This is a genomic window from Undibacterium pigrum (assembly GCF_003201815.1).
GTDB classification, from domain to species: domain Bacteria; phylum Pseudomonadota; class Gammaproteobacteria; order Burkholderiales; family Burkholderiaceae_D; genus Undibacterium; species Undibacterium pigrum.
The window spans coordinates 1-18,861 of sequence record NZ_QJKB01000010.1; the positions used below are offsets into that span (position 1 = coordinate 1).

Here is an 18,861-nt window from a genome sequence, read left to right on the forward strand (position 1 = left end):
CCAGGGCATATACCACCAGTACGTGAAATGCGATTACCAGCCCTATGCCTATAAACTTCTTCCCCGGCTCTTGCTGGCGATTTGAAAAATCCATTACTGCTCCTCCACTACCACAAGGTCTACTGTCTGACGCAAGTCAAAACAACTCAAACAAAAAAGTGATTATAAGGGCTGAACATCGATAAAAAGCCATACCGATACAAAACCACTTATAAATTCATAAGCGGCAGACTCATCAAAATATAAATCGAGTTTTTTTATGAAACTGACTTATTTAATTTTGCCTGCAGCTCAAATATCAAGCTTTACCGACTACGTCAGCAATTGACCAAATAATAAAAATTATTGATCTGTTCCATCAGCCAAGTAGCAAAGTCCCTAAAGACGAAAGCTGGCAAGACGGCCCCGGAAAATTTAATTGTCTCTTGCAGCGATACAGCGGCATCAGTGCAACACTTTTAGATTAGCTTACGACCTGAATTGCTCATGTAAAAAAAACCTGCTTCACATCAGCAAAATGTAAATTTAAGCGTCAGAAAATTTTCCGAAGGCGCATAAAACCACTTCAGCACAGAAGCTGTCAAGTGCCGTGCCAGCTCATCCATCAAAAAAACAACATGGCGCATTTTGCCAAAAAAACACACGCATAGGAAACCTAATTTCTTGTGCTATGCAGCATAAATTATGCCAGCGCAGCTTTTTTTACACTTCCTTACACAGATAAATTTGCTGGGCACCCCTCTCACCAAAATTAAATTTTTTTTGATGCTGTTTTTGAGCCTCAAACTATCTAAAGTTGCGTGCGAATACTGCACCACGATAGTGCAAAGCAGCATCACCATCCCTGAAATAATGCGCAATTCTTGCCAAAATGCACTCAAAAATATCAAATTGAAAGAAAATGTCACACCGCAACATATGCACATGAAATTAAAATTTCTTTCCTTTCCCCATCCGCAAGACTCTTGCGTTATGGTTACGGCTTTTTTAGCGCATGAACGAACAATAAATGCTCTAAAAGCAAGAAGGAAAATTAATTTGCATCTGCAATATGTAAATTAATCTAACTAAATTGTTTTATTCCCGTTTTTTTCTGGTCAGATCTACAGTTTTACTTATCAGGCCTGATCCATGCTTAACAAGCAGGTTTGCATCACAAGATTAAAAAGGTATGTACATGCGTACGCTTCAAATTAGCCGAGTTGTCCGGATTGCCCGCATATTCACTGCGCTACTTTCGGCATTTGCCTTACAAGCTGTGCAGGCTGCCAATCCAGCAGATCCTGGCAAAGTAGTTCGCCAGGCTTTTGAGGCAGCAGATGATGGCTTTGACATGGCAAAAACCCAGAATTTTTATTCTGGCTGGGTAAGCGAAGCTATTTTCGAACCCTTGCTTAGCTATGATTACCTTTCGCGCCCTGCTCGTCTCATGCCTCTGGCAGCAGAAGCCATGCCCGAAGTGACAGAGCAGGGAAAAGTATTCACCTTCAAGATCAGGCCAGGTATTTACTTTGCACCTGACCCAGCCTTCAAAGGCAAGAAACATGAATTGACCGCGCATGACTATATTTACACCTTCAAACGCCTGCTCGACCCGGTCAATCGCTCGCCTAATGCCAGTTTTATAGAAGGCAAAATTGTTGGCCTTGATGACGTCGCTGCCAAAGCAAAAAAGACGGGAAAGTTTGACTACGACACCCCGGTTGCAGGGCTGAGAGCCGTCGACAAGTACACATTAAGAATAGAGTTAAAGGCTACTGACTACAATTTTCTCTATGTAGTTGCCTATGGTGGGTTTGGTGCAGTAGCTCGCGAAGTCATCGAGGCTTATGGCGACCAGACTGGCCTGCATCCTGTTGGCACCGGCCCTTACATGATTGAGAAATATCTGCCGCGCAGCAAGATCGTGCTCACGGCCAACCCGGAATATCGTGGCTACACCTGGGACTTCAAATCAACTGGCAGCACCCGCGATGAAGAAATCGTCAAGCAAATGAAGGGGAAGAAAATGCCCCAGGTTGGCAAAGTCGACATCAGCATCATAGAAGAAGAGCAATCACGCTGGCTGGCTTTCCAGGATTCGCAACTGGATATAGACAAGTTGCCACAAAGCGCAGCCACGGCGGCTCTGGATGGAGTTGCCTTAAAACCTGAGCTGATAAATCAGGGCATCAAGATGGACAGAGTGACTGATGCGGGCATCACCTTCACGATTTTTAATATGCGCGACCCAGTAGTCGGTGGCTATACCAAGGAAAAAATTGCCTTGCGCCGCGCTATCAGCATGGCCTATAGCTATGAAGATGAAATCGCCCAGATGCGACTGGGACAAGCCATACGCTCAGAGATGCTGATCCCCAAAGATATTGTTGGCTATGATCCAGCTTATCGCAGCAGCCTGGTCTATGACATCAAACTGGCCAACAAACTGCTTGATCATTTTGGCTATAAGCGCGGGCCGGATGGATACAGGAACAATCCAGACGGCAGCCCTCTTACCCTCAAAAAAACCATAGAGCCAGCAGCGCTATATAAAGTACAGGCAGAAATTTACAAACGGGGCCTGGACAAAATTGGCCTGCGCATAGACTTTCCGGTCAGTAATTTCGCTGACAACCTGAAAGCTGCCTCGGCCTGCAAGTTAAATATGTGGGGCGGTGCCTGGAATGCTGACTTCCCTGATGGTGAAAACTTCCTGCAATTACTCTATGGCCCAAAAGCCGGTGCTGGCAACCATGCCTGCTATGAATCACCTGCCTATGATGCGCTGTTTCGCAAGGCAGTATCGCTGCCGCTGGGTGAAGAACGTAACAAGGTATATGCACAAATGAACCGTCAGGTGGAAGCTGATACACCGTGGATCGTACACACTTCCCGCATCCGTAGCTGGTTGTATCGCCCCTGGATTACTGGATTCAAGAAGCATCCCATCTTGCATTCTGACTGGGCATTTATTGATGTAGAAAAGCATTAGGCTGAACTTATCGGAACAGTCCTGTGTCCCCAATCTCATTTTTATCAGCATCTTTTATTATCATCGCACAAAAATAGCAGGAGAACTTGTTAATGAAGTCCACTCATCCGTTTCAGCACAAGCTGACCAGAACAGGAATGGCGATATGCCTGGCACTAGCCGGTATGATGTCATCTACCCTGCCCTTGCAGGCTCAGGCCGCCAAACCTGAATTTGCTGATCCGGAAAAAGTGTTACGCACAATCTTCCCAGTTGCCGAGACTGGCTTCGACCCTGCTGCGACACGTGACCTGTATTCCAACGCCATCAACGAAGCGATTTTTGAGCGCCTGTTCACTTATGACTACCTGGCCAGCCCGGCGAAAATCATTCCCGAAACCGCCGACGGCATGCCCGAGATTTCTGCAGATGGAAAAACCTATACCATCAAGCTGAAGAAAGGCATCTACTTCACACCTGATGCAGCCTTCAATGGAAAAAAACGTGAACTGACCGTGGACGATTATGTGTATTCGTTCAAACGCATCATGGACCCGAAAATCGCTTCCACCCACGTCTGGCTGCTTGAGGACAAGATTGCGGGCCTGGATCAACTGGCGGCACAGGCAAAGAAATCCGGTAAATTTGATTATTCTGCCAAAGTACCAGGTCTGGAAGTCGTCGACAAATACACTTTGCGCATACACCTGACACGTCCGGACTTTAACCTGCCCATGATATTGGCTTACACCGCCATGTCTGCCGTTGCGCGCGAGGTCATAGAAAAATACCAGGATGTTCAGGGTGCTGCCATGGCAAACCCGGTAGGTACAGGCCCTTATCAACTGACTGAATGGGTACGCGGTTCGAAAATGATACTGGATGCCAATCCTGATTTCCATAAAACGATATGGGATTTCCAGGCCAGTTCTGATCCGAATGACCAGAAAATTATCGCTGCCATGAAAGGTAAGCGCATGCCGCAAATCGGGCGCGTTGTCGTCAATGTGATTTTGGAAGACCAGTCACGCCTGCTGGCATTCCAGAAAGATGAAATTGATCTGTTCCAGTTATATGGCGGCCTGGCCCCCCAGGTATTGAATGGCCCAGATTTAAAACCTGAATTTGTCAAACGTGGCATACAAATGTCGCGCATAGTCGACCCTGAGCTGACTATCTATTACTGGAATATGCAAGACCCGGCATTTGGTGGCCTGAGCAAAGAAAAAATCGCCCTGCGCCGCGCCATGGCTATGGCACACAATGTAGAAGAAGAAATACGCATCGTCGACAATGGTCACGCAATACCGTTGCAATACCCTATTCCCCCTGGTGTAGTGGGTCATGACCCCAACTATAAAAGCAGCATCCAGTACAATCCCGCCGCTGCCAATGCCTTGCTCGACAAATTCGGCTACAAAAAAGGCAAGGATGGTTATCGCACCATGCCAGACGGCAGCCCACTGGAAATTGTGCACACTGCCCAGACAGAATCACGCGGCCATTTACAAGCTGAAGTCTGGAAAAAATCCTATGACGGCATAGGCATCAGGATGCGTGCCGAATTCCGCCCTTTTGCTGAAATCCTCAAAGCTGAAAAGCAATGCCAGTTAATGCAGCGCATTTCACCATGGATAGCTGACTATCCCGATGGCGACAATTTCATGCAGCTGTTTTACGGCAAAAACATACACATGAATAATAATGGCTGCGTCACCATCCCTGAATATGACAAGCTGTATGAACAATCACAAAAACTGGCTCCGGGGCCAGAGCGCGACCTGTTGTATCACAAGATGACACGCATCATGGAACTTTATGCAGCGCAACGCCTGGGTTATGCCCGCCATCGTATGATGCTGTCACAGCCACGCGTAATAGGCCATAAGAAACACCCCATCATGCATATAGAATGGATGCAGATTGACATCGACAAGAGCAAATAGACAAAAAAATGAGCTGCAGACTGACTGAAATTTGAAAACCGAGAGATAAACATGACCGCTTATATACTGCGCCGCTTATGGCAGATGGCACCCACGATGCTGGGTGTCATCCTGCTGGTGTTTTTCCTGTTTAACTGGGTGGGTGGTGACCCCGCCTACATACTGGCAGGCAAGATGTCGAATGCCGAACAGATTGCCAATATCCGTACCCAACTGGGCATAGATCAGCCCTACTATGTACAGCTATGGATCTTCATCAAGCAAATCGTTACCTTCAACTTTGGCAATAGCTGGAGTACCGGTGAAGCCGTGTCATCCATCATAGGCACACGTCTTGGCCCTTCGCTGACAGTGCTGATACCGCTGACGATTATCGAAACCATCATCGCGATTGCGCTGGCGCTGGCTATTGCCTTCAAACGCGGTTCGCTGACAGACCGTGGCGTGATGATAGCCTGTACTGTCGGCATGTCCGTCAGTATTCTGGTCTACATCATCGTTGGCCAGTATTTCTTTGCTTATAAACTGGGCATGTTCCCGGTACAGGGCTGGGGTAATCATTTTTCCGAGAATCTGTTCAAGTTCTCTGCCCTGCCTATCCTGATTGCGCTGGCTGTAGGCGTGGCACCAAACCTGCGCTTGTTCCGCACCTTTGTGCTGGATGAAGTGAACCAGGATTATGTGCGTACCGCCCGTGCCAAAGGCGTTAGCGAAAGCCGCGTGAAATGGGTGCACGTCTTGCGCAATGCATCGATACCTATCATCACCCACGTCATGTCCAACTTGCCGGCCTTGCTGATTGGCGCCTTCCTGATTGAGCGTTTCTTTTCCATCCCCGGCATAGGCCGTGAAGTGATACTGGCTGTGGAACGCAGTGACTTCCCCGTGATCAAAGCGATCACCGTGTATGTCGCAGCAGCCACCATGTTTTTTAATTTGTTGACCGATCTGCTGTACCAGGCGGTTGATCCACGCGTACAGTTGAAATAAGGATCATTCATGAGCACGACTATCACAAATCCAACTGTACACGCAGTTTCACCCGGACTATGGGCACTGGCCTGGCGCCGTTTGCGCGCTGACAAGGTCGCCATGATAGCCATGGGCATCGTGGCTGCCTTTTTAATTGCGCTGCTGCTGTCTGCAACCGGTGTCATCGCCTCTGACTGGGAACAGGAAAGTGGCGTCAGTTATGCACCACCCGGCTTTGTTGGCGCAGATACAAGCGCCGTCGCCAAGGTTGAGGTCGAAGCACCGCCACCAGAAAATCCTCTCGATCCTCTGGCCGACATCATCCGTGAATTGCGCAAGCAACCAGATGCTGATCAGGCCGTCATCGTCAATGACTACGGCATCCCTGATCCGCTGGCAAAGGAAATGGCAGAAATCCGTGCTGAGCTGGCCAAGTCTGGCAAGGCTGTCGTGGGTGAACGCCTGACCACCCTGCCCTTTGGTGCTGACAAATGGGGACATGACATCATCAAAAAAACCATCAAAGGTGCTGAGACTTCCATCGTGGTAGGTCTGGTTGCCGCCTTCCTAGCCACTCTGCTGGGCACCATCTTCGGTGCACTGGCTGGTTACTTTGGCGGCAAAGTCGATGATTTCTTTAACTGGTTTTACAGCATTTTCACTTCCATCCCTTATCTGCTGTTGATATTGTCAGTCGCAGCTGTATTGCAGCAAAAAGGCGTGACCACCATCATCCTGATCCTGGCTTTCACGGGCTGGACTGGCCCTTTCCGCCTGATCCGCGCTGAATACATGAAGCACAAGGCGCGTGAATATGTGTGGGCGGCAGATGCTATCGGCGCTTCGCACTGGCGCAAGATGTTCGTGCATATCTTCCCGAATGTCAGCCATGTGGCACTGGTGCAGGTATCTATCCTTGTTGTTGGCTTTATCAAATCCGAAGTTATCCTGAGTTTCCTGGGCTTTGGTGTACCGGTCGGCGTGGTGTCCTGGGGCAGTATGCTCAATGAAGCGCAGAATGAATTGATTTTGGGTAAATGGTGGCAACTGGTTGCCGCAACCGCAGCGATGGCCGTGCTGGTAACGGCTTTCTCTTTGTTCACCGATGCCTTGCGCGATGCGCTTGACCCCAAGTTGAAATAAGGACAGATCATGAGTCAAGAAAACCCAAATCAAGCTTTGCTGAAAGTAGAAAATCTGCGCGTGTCTTTCCGCGTCAATAAAAAAGACAGCGTGGAAACCGTCAAGGGTATCTCCTTCGAAATACCACGTAATTCCACCGTTGCCCTGGTTGGCGAATCAGGCAGTGGCAAATCAGTCAGCTCACTCGCCGTCATGGGCTTGCTGCCACCAGATACATCCAGTATCGCCGCTGACAGCAAAATCATTTTTGAAGGCCGCAGCCTGCTGGAACTCAGCATTGCTGAAAGGCGTGATCTGTGCGGCAAGGAAATCTCCATGATTTTCCAGGAGCCGATGACATCTCTGAACCCGGTGTTTACCGTTGGTTTTCAGATAGGAGAAGTCTTGCGTCTGCACATGGGCATGGATGCCAAACAAGCCAGAAAACGAGCGATCGAATTGCTGGAAGAAGTCGGCATCCCCGATCCAAAAAACAAGATCGACGCCTACCCCAGCCAGATGTCTGGCGGGCAGCAACAAAGGGTCATGATTGCGATGGCGATTGCCTGCGAACCCAAATTGCTGATTGCCGATGAACCGACTACTGCTCTCGACGTCACCATACAAAAACAGATCATCGACTTGATAGATGCGCTGCGTATCAAGCACAAAATGTCCGTCTTGTTCATCACCCATGATCTGGCTTTGGTCGGTGAAATTGCTGATCATGTCATCGTCATGCGTAATGGCGAAATCCGCGAGGCGGGGACGGTAGAACAAATCTTTGAAAGCCCGAAAGATACCTATACCCAGGCACTGCTTCACTGCCGTCCAACGCTGGATACTCGCCCATGGCGCCTGCCGGTGATTGCCGACTTCATGAACAATAACGGTGCGCTGGTTGATCAAAAACAGCGCCCGCGTGGCCTCAATGGCGGCGAAGAAATCGTGCTCGAAGTCAAAGACCTGGGCAAGAGTTTCTACTCTCGCGAAGGCTTCTTTGGCAAGAAAGAATTCAAGGCTGTTGAAGGTGTTTCGTTCAAACTGGCGCGTGGCAAAACCCTGGGTGTTGTCGGAGAATCCGGCTCAGGCAAAACCACAGTAGGCCTGACATTGATGCGCCTGCATCAGGCCACCTCTGGCCAAGCTCTGTTTGAAGGAAAAGATATCTTGTCCATGTCAAACAAGGAATTCCATCACTACAAGCGCCGTATACAAATCATTTTCCAGAACCCCTATGCATCGTTAAACCCGCGCTTCACTGTTGGGCAGATTTTGATGGAGCCCATGCACATCCATAATATCGGTGCCAACGACAGTGAGCGCTCTGCCATGGCTTATCAATTGCTGGAAAAAGTAGGTCTGCCTACCGCCGCATTCCACCGCTACCCGCATGAGTTTTCTGGTGGACAGCGTCAGCGTATCGCCATTGCGCGCTGCCTGACGATGAAACCAGAAGTGCTGGTCTGTGATGAATCAGTATCCGCGCTGGACGTATCTGTGCAAGCGCAGGTATTGAATCTGCTGCAAGACTTGCAGGAAGAATTCGGACTCTCCTATATCTTCATTTCACATGATCTGGCAGTGGTCAAATACATTGCCGATCAGGTCATGGTGATGAACAAAGGCAAGGTTGTCGAACTGGCGAATTCAGATGATCTGTATCTGAACCCTACCCAGGCATACACCAGGACTTTGCTGAACGCCATACCCAAAGGCTTGCAACACTAAGTTGTACCCGCGAACCGGCTGTCTGCCGGTTCGCGCTCTCCCTGCTTGAAAAATCCCCTTACACTTATATTTTTGACCAATCCTGCAAACACTGGCAAGATGGCATTCGCCTGCGACATGACGAAACCATGACAAAACAGGCACAGCTTCGCCACATGTCCCTTATGCAGCAAATTCACTGGAGCCAGGATTGGAAGCATTGAGAAGTTTATTCCGGGAATTAATGCCCGCTGTGGATTTTTGTTCCATGCGCATCGTGGATGAGCGCAGTGAAGAACTATTGGTCAGGCAAAATGTATTGCAACCACTGCGCAATGCCCGCAGCCATGGCGCAATGCTGACTGTCATTCACGACGGTGGTTATGGCTATGCCGCAACCAGCGATTTATCCCGCAATGGATTGAATGCCGCGATGCAGCATGCCTTGCACTGGGCCAGACTCAGTGCCGGAAAAACGGTTACCGATTTCAGCAAAATCCCACAAGCGAGCGCAGTTGGCAAATACCAGAGTCCCCGTGCGTCAATATCGCCAAGAAAGGACCTGATCGCCTTGCTGATGCAGGAATCTGCCGCATCACATCTCAGTAATAAGATCGTGGACTGGAGCGCTTCAATAGGCGTGACACAGACTGAGCAACTGTTTATCAGTAGCGCCGGTGCAGACATACACCAACAATTTAATTACCTCATTCCCAATCTCAGTGTGACCGCCAATGAAGGACTGGAAACCCAGACCCGCAGCCTGGGTGGACAATACAATGGTTTCTGCCGCCAGGGTGGCATGGAAGTTTTGCAGCAATCCGGCTTTCATGGCGCAGGCAAACGCGTTGCGGAGGAGGCGCTTGCCTTATTGCATGCAGCGAACTGCCCCAGTGGCCGCATGGATTTGCTGCTCATGCCAGAACAGATGATGCTGCAAATTCATGAATCCATAGGTCATCCACTGGAGCTGGACCGCATCTTGGGCGATGAACGCAATTTTGCTGGCACCAGTTTTGTCACGCCCGACATGTTCGGCCATTTTCAGTATGGTTCTGAATTGCTGAACGTCACCTATGACCCCAGCCGTGCCGAACAATTTGCCAGCTTTGGCTGGGATGATGATGGCAGCACTGCAGAAAAAACCTGGATCATTAAAAACGGCATACTGGAAAAACCTTTGGGCAGCGCGCTCTCGCAAGCCCGCGCTGGCACGGCAGGTGTTGCCAATTCACGCGCCTGCGACTGGAATCGTCCTGCAATAGACCGCATGGCCAACCTGAATATAGAAGCGGGCAGCAGCAGCCTGGATGAAATGATAGCCAGCGTTGAATATGGCGTACTGATGAATACCAATGTGTCCTGGTCTATTGATGATTCCCGCAATAAATTCCAGTTTGGTTGTGAATATGGGCAAATGATACGCAATGGCAAATTGCAGGAACTGGTCAAGAACCCGAATTATCGCGGCATCTCAGAAAGCTTCTGGCGTTCGCTGAAAATGGTGGGTAATGCATCCACCCTGGAAGTCATGGGTACACCCTTCTGCGGCAAAGGTGAACCATCGCAAGTCATACGCGTGGGCCACGCTTCACCAGCCTGCCTGTTCGATCAGGTGGAAGTATTTGGAGGCGAAGCCTGATGCAAGATTATTTTTTATCCCTGGCAGCACATATAGAAACGCAGCTGGCAGCAAATGAAACCAGCACCACCTGGCTGTCGGCAGAATCCAGCGATTTCGTGCGCTTTAATCACAGTGCAATACGCCAGCCTGGCCATGTCTTGCAGCTGATACTGAACCTGCAATTGATACAGGGGCAAACCCATGCGGCCATGAGTTTCAATCTCAGTGGCGAAATGGACATGGACTTACCTACCATCAATGCTGCAATCGACGATTTGCGTGCGCAATTATCAGACTTACCAGCAGACCCGCACCTGATGATAGCCACTGAGCTTAACAGTAGCGTACAAATCCTGCCTTCTTCTCTGCCGCCGGTAGCCAGCATGCTGGAACAGATATTGGCTGCCGCAAAAGATGTGGACATGGTGGGCTTGCTCACTACAGGTACGCAATATCGCGGTTTTGCCAACTCCCATGGTCAGCGCAACTGGTATGAAAGCAGCAATGTCAATTTTGACTGGAGCTTGTTTCATTCAACAGACAAGGCTGTCAAATCCAACTATGCTGGCTTCCATTGGGATGAGGCTGTATTCCTCAAGAAATTTGCCGATGCCCGCGAAAAGCTGGCTTTGCTTGCGCGCCCGCCTGTCACCGTTGCGGCAGGCAATTACCGTGCTTATCTCAGCCCAACGGCATTGAATGAATTGATCATGATGCTCAACTGGGGCGGTCTGTCTGAGAAGTCTTTGCGCACCCGTCATAGCTGCCTGCGTCGCTTGCAGTCAGGTGAAGCCAGCATGCATGCCATGGTGGATATCTGCGAAGACAGCCGTGCGGGCCTGGAACCGGGCTTTCAGGCGCAAGGTTTCATCAAACCCGATGTTATCCCCCTGATACAGGCTGGCAAACTCAGCGGCAGCATGATTTCACCGCGCAGCGCCAAAGAATTTGGCTTGATCGCCAATGGTGCGCCGGACGATGAGTCAGCAAAATCCCTGGTCATGCGTGCAGGTACACTGGCAAATGCAGACATACTCAAGGAACTGGGCACCGGTATTTATATTTCTAATCTCTGGTATTTGAATTTTTCTGACCGTGCTACCTGTCGCATCACCGGCATGACCCGCTTTGCCAGTTTCTGGGTGGAAAATGGTGAAATTATTGCCCCGCTGAATGTCATGCGTTTTGATGACTCCCTGTTCAGGATATTGGGTGAAAACTTGCTGGCACTGAGCCAGGAAACCGAAGTGATCATGGATGACCGCTCTTATGGTGAACGGCATACGGGTGGTGCAGTGTTGCCCGGAGCGCTATTAAAGAAAATGCGCTTCGTTCTTTAACCTGACAATATGCAGCATTTTGGTGCCAAGAAAAGCGATGTTGCAATGCATTCAGGCAAAATACTGCATTTTTTCAAATAGTCACTATGATGATAAGTACACATCATCTTTAGCGCAGATAAGCATTAGCGAACTTAGCATTTGCCCGTTTCGGTGAGAGCAACTACAATTCGGACCTGTTGCGGAAAAGGCTGCAATTCAAGCATTCCACATCAGGAACGATACCTGGTGTAGAAACAACAAGTTATAAAAACCCACAGCGCAATAAACAAGGCTATAGACAAACTTTTTACTGAGCGTCTTTAGCATATTGCGGTCATATCTGGAGTCAACATGGCATTTCTGCAAGGCAAAAAAATTCTGATCACCGGTTTGCTGTCCAACCGTTCCATCGCTTACGGCATCGCTCAGGCATGCAAACGCGAAGGCGCTGAACTGGCATTTACCTATGTAGGCGAACGTTTCAAAGACAGGATTACTGATTTTGCGGCTGAATTCGATAGCAAACTGATCTTTGATTGCGACGTCGCCAGCGACGAACAAATTGAAGCGGTATTTGCTGACCTGGGCAAATCCTGGGACAAACTCGATGGCCTGGTACATGCTATCGGCTTTGCACCACGCGAAGCAATCGCCGGTGAATTTCTCGATGGTTTTTCCCGCGAAGCTTTCCGCATTGCGCATGACATTTCTGCTTACAGTTTCCCGGCAATGGCAAAAGCTGCGCTGCCACTGTTGCGTGAAGACTCTGCCCTGCTGACCCTGTCTTACCTGGGTGCTATCCGTGCCATCCCGCATTACAACACCATGGGTATGGCAAAAGCTTCGCTGGAAGCATCGGTACGCTACCTGGCAGAGCACCTGGGTAAAAAGGGAATACGCGTCAACGGTATCTCTGCTGGCCCTATCAAAACCCTGGCTGCCAGCGGCATCAAGGACTTTGGCAAACTGCTGGGCTTTGTTGCCGAGCACGCACCTCTGCGCCGTAATGTGACGATCGAAGACGTAGGCAATACTGCCGCCTTCCTGCTGTCACCACTGGCAAACGGTATTACTGGCGAGATCACTTATGTCGACGGCGGCTTTTCGCATGTCATGGGCCTGAACGCTGATTCTTACGATAAATAATCAGCTCGAATAATCAACTCGATAATCAACTCGATAATCAGCTCAAACCAGCTCAAGCATTGCATGACGGGATAAGATAGCCCTTTCCGTCTTGCAATGCTGCTGTGAAATGAATACACCTCCCCGCATGTTCAACATCTTGAACGACCTGTCCCGGCTTACAAAACGACTGTTACTGATCATGCTCAGCTTGTGGCTGATGCAGGCTGCTCCTGCCATGGCAGCTTCCTGCAATGACACCTGGCCAGGCTGGGAGCATTTCAAGAAAACCTTCATCGCTGAAGATGGCCGGGTAATAGACCATAGCGGTGCGCGCAAACCCACGACCTCGGAAGGCCAGGCCTATGCCCTGTTCTTTGCCCTGAGTGCCAATGACAAAGCCGCATTTCAGCGCATTCTGACCTGGACTGAAAATAACCTGGCAGCCGGCGACCTGACGGCGCGCCTGCCTGCCTGGCAATGGGGGCAACGTGAAGACAATAGCTGGGGCGTCATCGACAAGAACCCGGCTTCTGATGCTGATCTGTGGATAGCCTATAGCCTTGGCGTCGCCGGAGAAGTCTGGAAAGAAAAGCGTTATGCTGCCCTGTCGAGCTTGCTGGCGCAAAGAATATTGAATGAGGAAACCGCAGAACTGCCTGGACTTGGCCTGAGTTTATTACCCGCACCGACCGGTTTTAATCTGCCCAATAACCAATGGAAGCTCAACGCCAGCTACCTGCCCCTGCCCTTGCTGCGCTGGTTTGAACAAAAAGAAAGCGATGAACGCTGGAAGCGCATGATAGCTCCGGCTATGCGCCTCATCGCAGGTAGTGCGCCCAAGGGCTATGCTGCCGACTGGATCATTTACGATGCGCAAAAAGGCTTTTTGCCCGATAGCCAGGGGGTGGAAAAAGGCCAGGGTGGCTATAACGCCATACGGGTTTATCTTTGGGCAGGCATGATGGCCAGCCAGGATGCAGAAAGAGCCAACCTGCTGAAATTGCTGCGCCCCATGCTGCAACTGGTCGACAGCAAGGGTTATCCGCCAGAGTTTATCGACATCCTTAGCGGCGAGATTAATGGGCCAGGGTCCAGCGGATTCAGTGCCGCCCTGCTGCCCCTCCTGCAAGTCAATGGCGCACAAAAAACCCTGGTGCAACAGCAATTGCGCCTGCAAGCGCAGGCCATAAAGCCAGATGCTTATTACGATCAGGTCCTGTCATTGTTCGCCCTTGGCTGGCAAGAAAAACGTTTTCGCTTTGACGCACGTGGGAATGCCGACTTTTACTGGCAACATTTCTGCTGGAAACTATTTTAAGCCAAAGCAAGATATTCTTTGGAAACTGGCTGCTTTTTCCTGAAAAATCCTGTATAGTTTCGTTTTTTGCGCTGCAATATAAAAATTACAGCCAAAACCAAGTAGCATCGCAAGCCTGTGCACATCCTCAGGATGGTGCATGTAAAAGCCCTCCCGCCTCGCATGTCTGGTAGTAATCCATAGACATCATCCCGGCGCAAAGCTTTTGTGCCGAAATTTCATTGTCGTCCCTTGTTGGATTTTCTGTGTTCATTTCGTTTGGTTGGCGCTGCATTGTTGCGCGCGTTCGTTAGCAACGCGCTAATTTATACTGGGACAGAAGCAAACGTTCCGGCAAAACATGCTGCAAACCGGCCTTATCTCCGGTGAGCTTGGCATTGCTGCCGCATTTTGCAAACGTCCCAATCACGAAAGAAATTCATGAGTTTTGAAGCACTAGGTCTACACGTCAACATCATCCGCGCTCTGACTGACTCTGGCTACACCAAGCCAACTTCGGTACAAGAACAGGCAATCCCTGCCGCGATTGAAGGTCGTGACCTGATGGTCTCATCCCAGACCGGCTCCGGCAAAACTGCCGCTTTCATGCTGCCTGCCCTGCATAAACTGGTTTCCGCTGAAGTTGTCAGCTATGACGCTGGCAATGGCAAAACCCCTAATCAAGAGCGTCAGGCTGCCCGCTCACGTGGCGACAAACCACGTTTCGTTGCCGCAAAACCAAAAATGCTGGTGTTGACTCCAACCCGCGAACTGGCTTTGCAAGTCACTACGGCAACTGACAAATACAGCGCTTACTCCCGCCGTATCAAGGCTGTATCCATCCTGGGTGGCATGCCTTATCCTAAGCAGATGCAATTGCTGTCCCGCAATCCAGAAATCCTGGTGGCAACACCTGGCCGTCTGATCGATCATATGGAATCTGGCAAGATCGATTTCTCTGAACTGCAAATGCTGGTTCTGGACGAAGCTGACCGCATGCTGGACATGGGTTTCATCGACGATATCGAAAAAATCGTTGCTGCTACACCTCCTACACGTCAAACCATGCTGTTCTCTGCAACACTGGACGGCGTAGTCGGTAACATGGCAAAACGCATCACGACTGAGCCTCTGGTCATCCAGATCGCCGGTTCTGCCAGCAAGCATGAAAACATCCAGCAACGCGTACACTTTGTGGACGATCTGTCCCACAAAAACCGCATGCTTGATCATCTGCTGCGCGACACTACTGTTGACCAGGCCGTTGTATTTACAGCTACAAAACGTGATGCAGACACCATCGCTGACCGTCTGAACATCGCTGGCTTCGCTGCTGCTGCCCTGCATGGCGACATGCATCAAGGCGCACGTAACCGCACACTGGACGCATTGCGCCGTGGCCAGGTACGTGTACTGGTAGCAACTGACGTTGCTGCCCGTGGTATCGACGTTCCTGCAATTACGCACGTATTCAACTACGATTTGCCTAAGTTCCCTGAAGATTATGTCCACCGCATTGGCCGTACTGGCCGCGCTGGTCGTAAAGGTCTGGCGATTTCCCTGGTGAACCATGCTGAAGGCATGCACGTCAAACGTATCGAACGCTTCACCAAGCAATTGATCCCTGTTGATGTCATCGAAGGTTTTGAACCTAAGAAGTCTGCAGCACCAGCACGCTCTGCAGCGCGCAAACCTAACGGCTGGAAACCAGGCGATGCCCGTAAAACAGGCGGCGGCGGTGGCTACGGCAACAACAAGCCAGGTCAACGCAGCTTCAGCAAACCAGCTGGCGCATCCACAGGCACCAGCGCTGGCCCACGTAAAGAAGGCGGCGGCTACAAAGGCAACCGCTCTAACGATAGCGGTGCACGTCGTACATTTGGCGATTACTAATTTGCCAAAGCTTTACTCAGTAGAGCAAGCAACATAGACATTGCCGCATAAGCAATATCATGAAAAAGCGATCACTTCGGTGGTCGCTTTTTTTATACTAACTGGTCAAGCGTATAATCCTCAGCTTCTGACCAACACAAAAGTATAAGCCTCATGAGCAAAGAAACTGACGCCCCCGTCCGACTGACCTCCTTCTCGCATGGTGGCGGCTGCGGTTGCAAGATTGCGCCCGGCGTACTTGCTGAAATATTAAAAAAATCCTCAGGTTTCCCAATTCCACCCGCCCTAATGGTGGGCATAGAAACGGCAGACGATGCCGCCGTCTACAAACTTAATGACGAGCAAGCGCTGATCGCCACCACTGACTTTTTCATGCCCATCGTCGACGACCCTTATGATTTTGGTCGTATCGCTGCCACCAACGCCATTTCAGATATTTATGCCATGGGTGGCACCCCCATCATGGCACTGGCCCTGGTTGGCATGCCCGTCAAGCAATTACCGCTGGACGTCATAGGCAAGATACTTCAGGGTGGCGAGAGTATTTGTGCCGAGGCAGGCATACCCATAGCCGGTGGTCACACCATAGACTCAGTCGAACCTATCTACGGTCTGGTCGTCATGGGCTTGATTCATCCATCCAAAGTCAAACGCAATGCTGATGCAAAGTTGGGTGACAAGCTGATACTCAGCAAACCGCTGGGCGTAGGTATCTTGTCCGCCGCACTCAAAAAGCAAGTGCTGGATAAAGCTGGCTATGCCACCATGATAGACAGCACCACCAAACTGAACAAACCCGGTCAGGCACTTTCTGCCCTTGATAGCGTACATGCCATGACCGATATCACCGGCTTTGGCTTGCTTGGTCATTTGCTGGAAGTCTGCCGCGGATCGAAACTGGCAGCCAGTGTGAATATGTCGGCCCTGCCTTTACTGGCGAACGTAGAACAACTGGCAGGCGATGGCTATATCACCGGGGCCTCTGCCCGCAACTGGGAGGCCTATGGCCAGTCTGTCATACTTGATGCACAAATCAGCCCTGCCCAGCAAGCCCTGTTGACTGATCCACAAACATCGGGCGGCTTGCTGGTCGCTTGCGATCCTGCAGCAGTAGACGATGTTTTAAGAATTTTCCATCAGGGTGGCTTCTTGGAAGCTGCTGTGATTGGTGATATTGTTACTGGTGAGCCTTTAATTACTGTCCTGCCCTGATTTTTTGATTTTGCCCCCACTTTTGCAAATACCATGAACCAATTAGAACAACTGAAGCAATACACTACCGTGGTCGCTGACACTGGCGATTTCCAGGCTATCCAGGCTTACGCCCCGCGCGATGCGACGACCAATCCATCCCTGATACTGAAAGCCGTGCAAAAGCCTGAATACCTGCCTTTGCTGGAAAAAGCAGTCAAGGACACAGCAGGCAAGTCCATTGATGAAACCATCGACCACTTGTTGATTGCTTTTGGCCTGGAAATTTTAAAAGTTATCCCTGGCCGTGTTTCTACTGAAACCGATGCCCGCCTCTCTTTTGACACCGCTGGTACCGTTGCCAAGGGTCGCCAACTGATTGCCATGTATGAAGCCGCAGGCATACCGCGTGAGCGTATCCTGATCAAGATAGCCTCTACCTGGGAAGGCATACGCGCTGCAGAAGTATTGGAAAAAGAAGGCATACGCTGCAACATGACCCTGTTGTTCTGCCTGGCACAAGCGATAGCCTGTGCTGAAGCAGGCGCACAACTAATCTCACCTTTCGTTGGCCGTATCTACGACTGGTACAAAAACAAGACTGGCCAGGAAATCTTTGGTGCAGATGACCCTGGCGTATTGTCTGTCAAGAAAATCTACACTTACTACCGCAAGTTTGGCTACGATACAGAAGTCATGGGTGCCAGCTTCCGCAATACCTCACAAATCCTGGAGCTGGCTGGCTGCGACTTGCTGACTATCAGCCCTGACCTTTTGCAAAAACTCAGCGACAGCAATAGCAATGTCACACAAAAACTGAGCAAAGAACTGGCGGCTTCGTCAGATCTGGAAAAAATCAGCATGGATGAAAAAACTTTCCGTCTTGATCTCAATGAAGATGCGATGGCAACAGAGAAACTGTCAGAAGGCATACGTGCTTTCTGTGCTGATACCGTCAAGCTGGAAAAGATGATTGCCGCAATGCGTTGAATCAACACCACCTGACAGGTTATGATGAGGGGGCAGAATTTTCTGCCCCTTTTTATTTTGAATGACCCGGATATGAAAAAGCAGTTAGACATAGCAAACTGGAACAGGCGCGAACATTACGCCTTCTTTTCCCGCAAAGAGGAGCCCTTCCATAGCCTGAGCTTGAATGTGGACTGCACCTGGGCTTACCAGCATTGCAAGGAAGAACAGCATTCCTTTTTCCTGTTTTATCTGCATCAAATATTAAATGCCATCATGCGCACCGACGCCATGCGTTACCGCATAGAAGACGGCAAAGTATTTGATTATGAAGTGATACATGCAAATGCGACCGTGCAACGTGCTGACCATACTTTTGGTTTTTGTCCCATTTATTATGAAAAAGATTTTGCCGCCTTCGTAACCGGGGCAAACATCGCCATGGATAAAATCAAGAACAGCAGCGGCCTTTGCTTTAATGATGAATGCGCACGTGAAGATGTGATCCACTTCTCTGCCATACCATGGATCAGCTTCACAGGGCTGACCCATGCGCGGCAATATGACCGCAAGGATAGCGTGCCCAAGATTTCCGTCGGCAAATTCTTCAAACAAGATCAGCACCTGATGCTGCCTGTCGCCATTTTTGTTCATCATGGGCTGGTCGATGCCTATCACGTACACCAATTTGTTGAAACCCTGGAAGCAGGCTTATCTGGCAAATTCAAATAAAC

At 50.0% G+C, this 18,861-nt stretch carries 14 protein-coding genes; all 14 read left to right on the forward strand.

The window, feature by feature from the left end; translation table 11 throughout:
• The first annotated feature begins 684 nt into the window (after window positions 1-684).
• The 14 genes from DFR42_RS22515 to DFR42_RS22585 all read left to right on the forward strand — a co-directional run bounded on the left by DFR42_RS22515 (window position 685) and on the right by DFR42_RS22585 (window position 18,859).
• Window positions 685-1,062 carry a hypothetical protein gene (locus DFR42_RS22515; RefSeq protein WP_110257307.1) on the forward strand — a complete coding sequence of 126 codons (378 nt, stop codon included), beginning with the start codon at window positions 685-687 and terminating at the stop codon, window positions 1,060-1,062.
• Window positions 1,063-1,177: 115 nt separating this feature from the next.
• Window positions 1,178-2,974, forward strand: coding sequence for an ABC transporter substrate-binding protein (locus tag DFR42_RS22520; RefSeq protein WP_110257469.1), 1,797 nt, complete (start codon window positions 1,178-1,180; stop codon window positions 2,972-2,974).
• 92 nt (window positions 2,975-3,066) lie between these two features.
• On the forward strand, window positions 3,067-4,899 hold the full coding sequence (locus DFR42_RS22525; protein ID WP_110257308.1) for an ABC transporter substrate-binding protein: 1,833 nt from the start codon (window positions 3,067-3,069) through the stop codon (window positions 4,897-4,899).
• 51 nt (window positions 4,900-4,950) lie between these two features.
• Window positions 4,951-5,889, forward strand: a complete 939-nt coding sequence (locus DFR42_RS22530; RefSeq protein ID WP_110257309.1) for an ABC transporter permease — start codon at window positions 4,951-4,953, stop codon at window positions 5,887-5,889.
• A gap of 9 nt (window positions 5,890-5,898) precedes the next feature.
• Window positions 5,899-7,014, forward strand: coding sequence for an ABC transporter permease (locus DFR42_RS22535; RefSeq protein WP_110257310.1), 1,116 nt, complete (start codon window positions 5,899-5,901; stop codon window positions 7,012-7,014).
• A gap of 9 nt (window positions 7,015-7,023) precedes the next feature.
• Window positions 7,024-8,724 carry an ABC transporter ATP-binding protein gene (locus DFR42_RS22540; protein ID WP_110257311.1) on the forward strand — a complete coding sequence of 567 codons (1,701 nt, stop codon included), beginning with the start codon at window positions 7,024-7,026 and terminating at the stop codon, window positions 8,722-8,724.
• 247 nt (window positions 8,725-8,971) lie between these two features.
• Window positions 8,972-10,345: a TldD/PmbA family protein gene (locus tag DFR42_RS22550; RefSeq protein ID WP_425450900.1), complete on the forward strand. Its 1,374-nt coding sequence runs from the start codon at window positions 8,972-8,974 to the stop codon at window positions 10,343-10,345.
• On the forward strand, window positions 10,345-11,667 hold the full coding sequence (locus DFR42_RS22555; RefSeq protein WP_110257314.1) for a metallopeptidase TldD-related protein: 1,323 nt from the start codon (window positions 10,345-10,347) through the stop codon (window positions 11,665-11,667). The genes DFR42_RS22550 and DFR42_RS22555 overlap by 1 nt, the downstream gene beginning before the upstream one ends.
• 333 nt (window positions 11,668-12,000) lie before the next feature.
• Window positions 12,001-12,795, forward strand: coding sequence for an enoyl-ACP reductase FabI (gene fabI, locus DFR42_RS22560; RefSeq protein WP_110257315.1), 795 nt, complete (start codon window positions 12,001-12,003; stop codon window positions 12,793-12,795).
• A gap of 109 nt (window positions 12,796-12,904) precedes the next feature.
• Window positions 12,905-14,095, forward strand: a complete 1,191-nt coding sequence (gene bcsZ / locus DFR42_RS22565; protein ID WP_245937049.1) for a cellulose synthase complex periplasmic endoglucanase BcsZ — start codon at window positions 12,905-12,907, stop codon at window positions 14,093-14,095.
• A gap of 420 nt (window positions 14,096-14,515) precedes the next feature.
• On the forward strand, window positions 14,516-15,967 hold the full coding sequence (locus DFR42_RS22570; RefSeq protein WP_110257317.1) for a DEAD/DEAH box helicase: 1,452 nt from the start codon (window positions 14,516-14,518) through the stop codon (window positions 15,965-15,967).
• Between the two features lie 153 nt (window positions 15,968-16,120).
• Window positions 16,121-17,179, forward strand: coding sequence for a selenide, water dikinase SelD (selD, locus tag DFR42_RS22575; RefSeq protein WP_110257318.1), 1,059 nt, complete (start codon window positions 16,121-16,123; stop codon window positions 17,177-17,179).
• Window positions 17,180-17,212: 33 nt separating this feature from the next.
• Window positions 17,213-18,148: a transaldolase gene (tal, locus tag DFR42_RS22580; RefSeq protein ID WP_110257319.1), complete on the forward strand. Its 936-nt coding sequence runs from the start codon at window positions 17,213-17,215 to the stop codon at window positions 18,146-18,148.
• 72 nt (window positions 18,149-18,220) lie between these two features.
• Window positions 18,221-18,859 (forward strand): CatA-like O-acetyltransferase, encoded by a 639-nt coding sequence (locus tag DFR42_RS22585; protein WP_170133641.1) that lies wholly within the window; start codon window positions 18,221-18,223, stop codon window positions 18,857-18,859.
• Window positions 18,860-18,861: the final 2 nt, after the last annotated feature.

Coding starts and splice junctions, on each gene's coding strand:
- DFR42_RS22520 (WP_110257469.1), top strand. CDS start 1,178: ATGCGTACGCTTCAAATTAGCCGAGTTGTCCGGATTGCCCGCATATTC.
- DFR42_RS22530 (WP_110257309.1), top strand. CDS start 4,951: ATGACCGCTTATATACTGCGCCGCTTATGGCAGATGGCACCCACGATG.
- DFR42_RS22570 (WP_110257317.1), top strand. CDS start 14,516: ATGAGTTTTGAAGCACTAGGTCTACACGTCAACATCATCCGCGCTCTG.
- DFR42_RS22555 (WP_110257314.1), top strand. CDS start 10,345: ATGCAAGATTATTTTTTATCCCTGGCAGCACATATAGAAACGCAGCTG.
- DFR42_RS22540 (WP_110257311.1), top strand. CDS start 7,024: ATGAGTCAAGAAAACCCAAATCAAGCTTTGCTGAAAGTAGAAAATCTG.
- DFR42_RS22525 (WP_110257308.1), top strand. CDS start 3,067: ATGAAGTCCACTCATCCGTTTCAGCACAAGCTGACCAGAACAGGAATG.
- DFR42_RS22535 (WP_110257310.1), top strand. CDS start 5,899: ATGAGCACGACTATCACAAATCCAACTGTACACGCAGTTTCACCCGGA.
- selD (WP_110257318.1), top strand. CDS start 16,121: ATGAGCAAAGAAACTGACGCCCCCGTCCGACTGACCTCCTTCTCGCAT.
- fabI (WP_110257315.1), top strand. CDS start 12,001: ATGGCATTTCTGCAAGGCAAAAAAATTCTGATCACCGGTTTGCTGTCC.
- tal (WP_110257319.1), top strand. CDS start 17,213: ATGAACCAATTAGAACAACTGAAGCAATACACTACCGTGGTCGCTGAC.
- bcsZ (WP_245937049.1), top strand. CDS start 12,905: ATGAATACACCTCCCCGCATGTTCAACATCTTGAACGACCTGTCCCGG.
- DFR42_RS22585 (WP_170133641.1), top strand. CDS start 18,221: ATGAAAAAGCAGTTAGACATAGCAAACTGGAACAGGCGCGAACATTAC.
- DFR42_RS22515 (WP_110257307.1), top strand. CDS start 685: ATGCCAGCGCAGCTTTTTTTACACTTCCTTACACAGATAAATTTGCTG.
- DFR42_RS22550 (WP_425450900.1), top strand. CDS start 8,972: ATGCGCATCGTGGATGAGCGCAGTGAAGAACTATTGGTCAGGCAAAAT.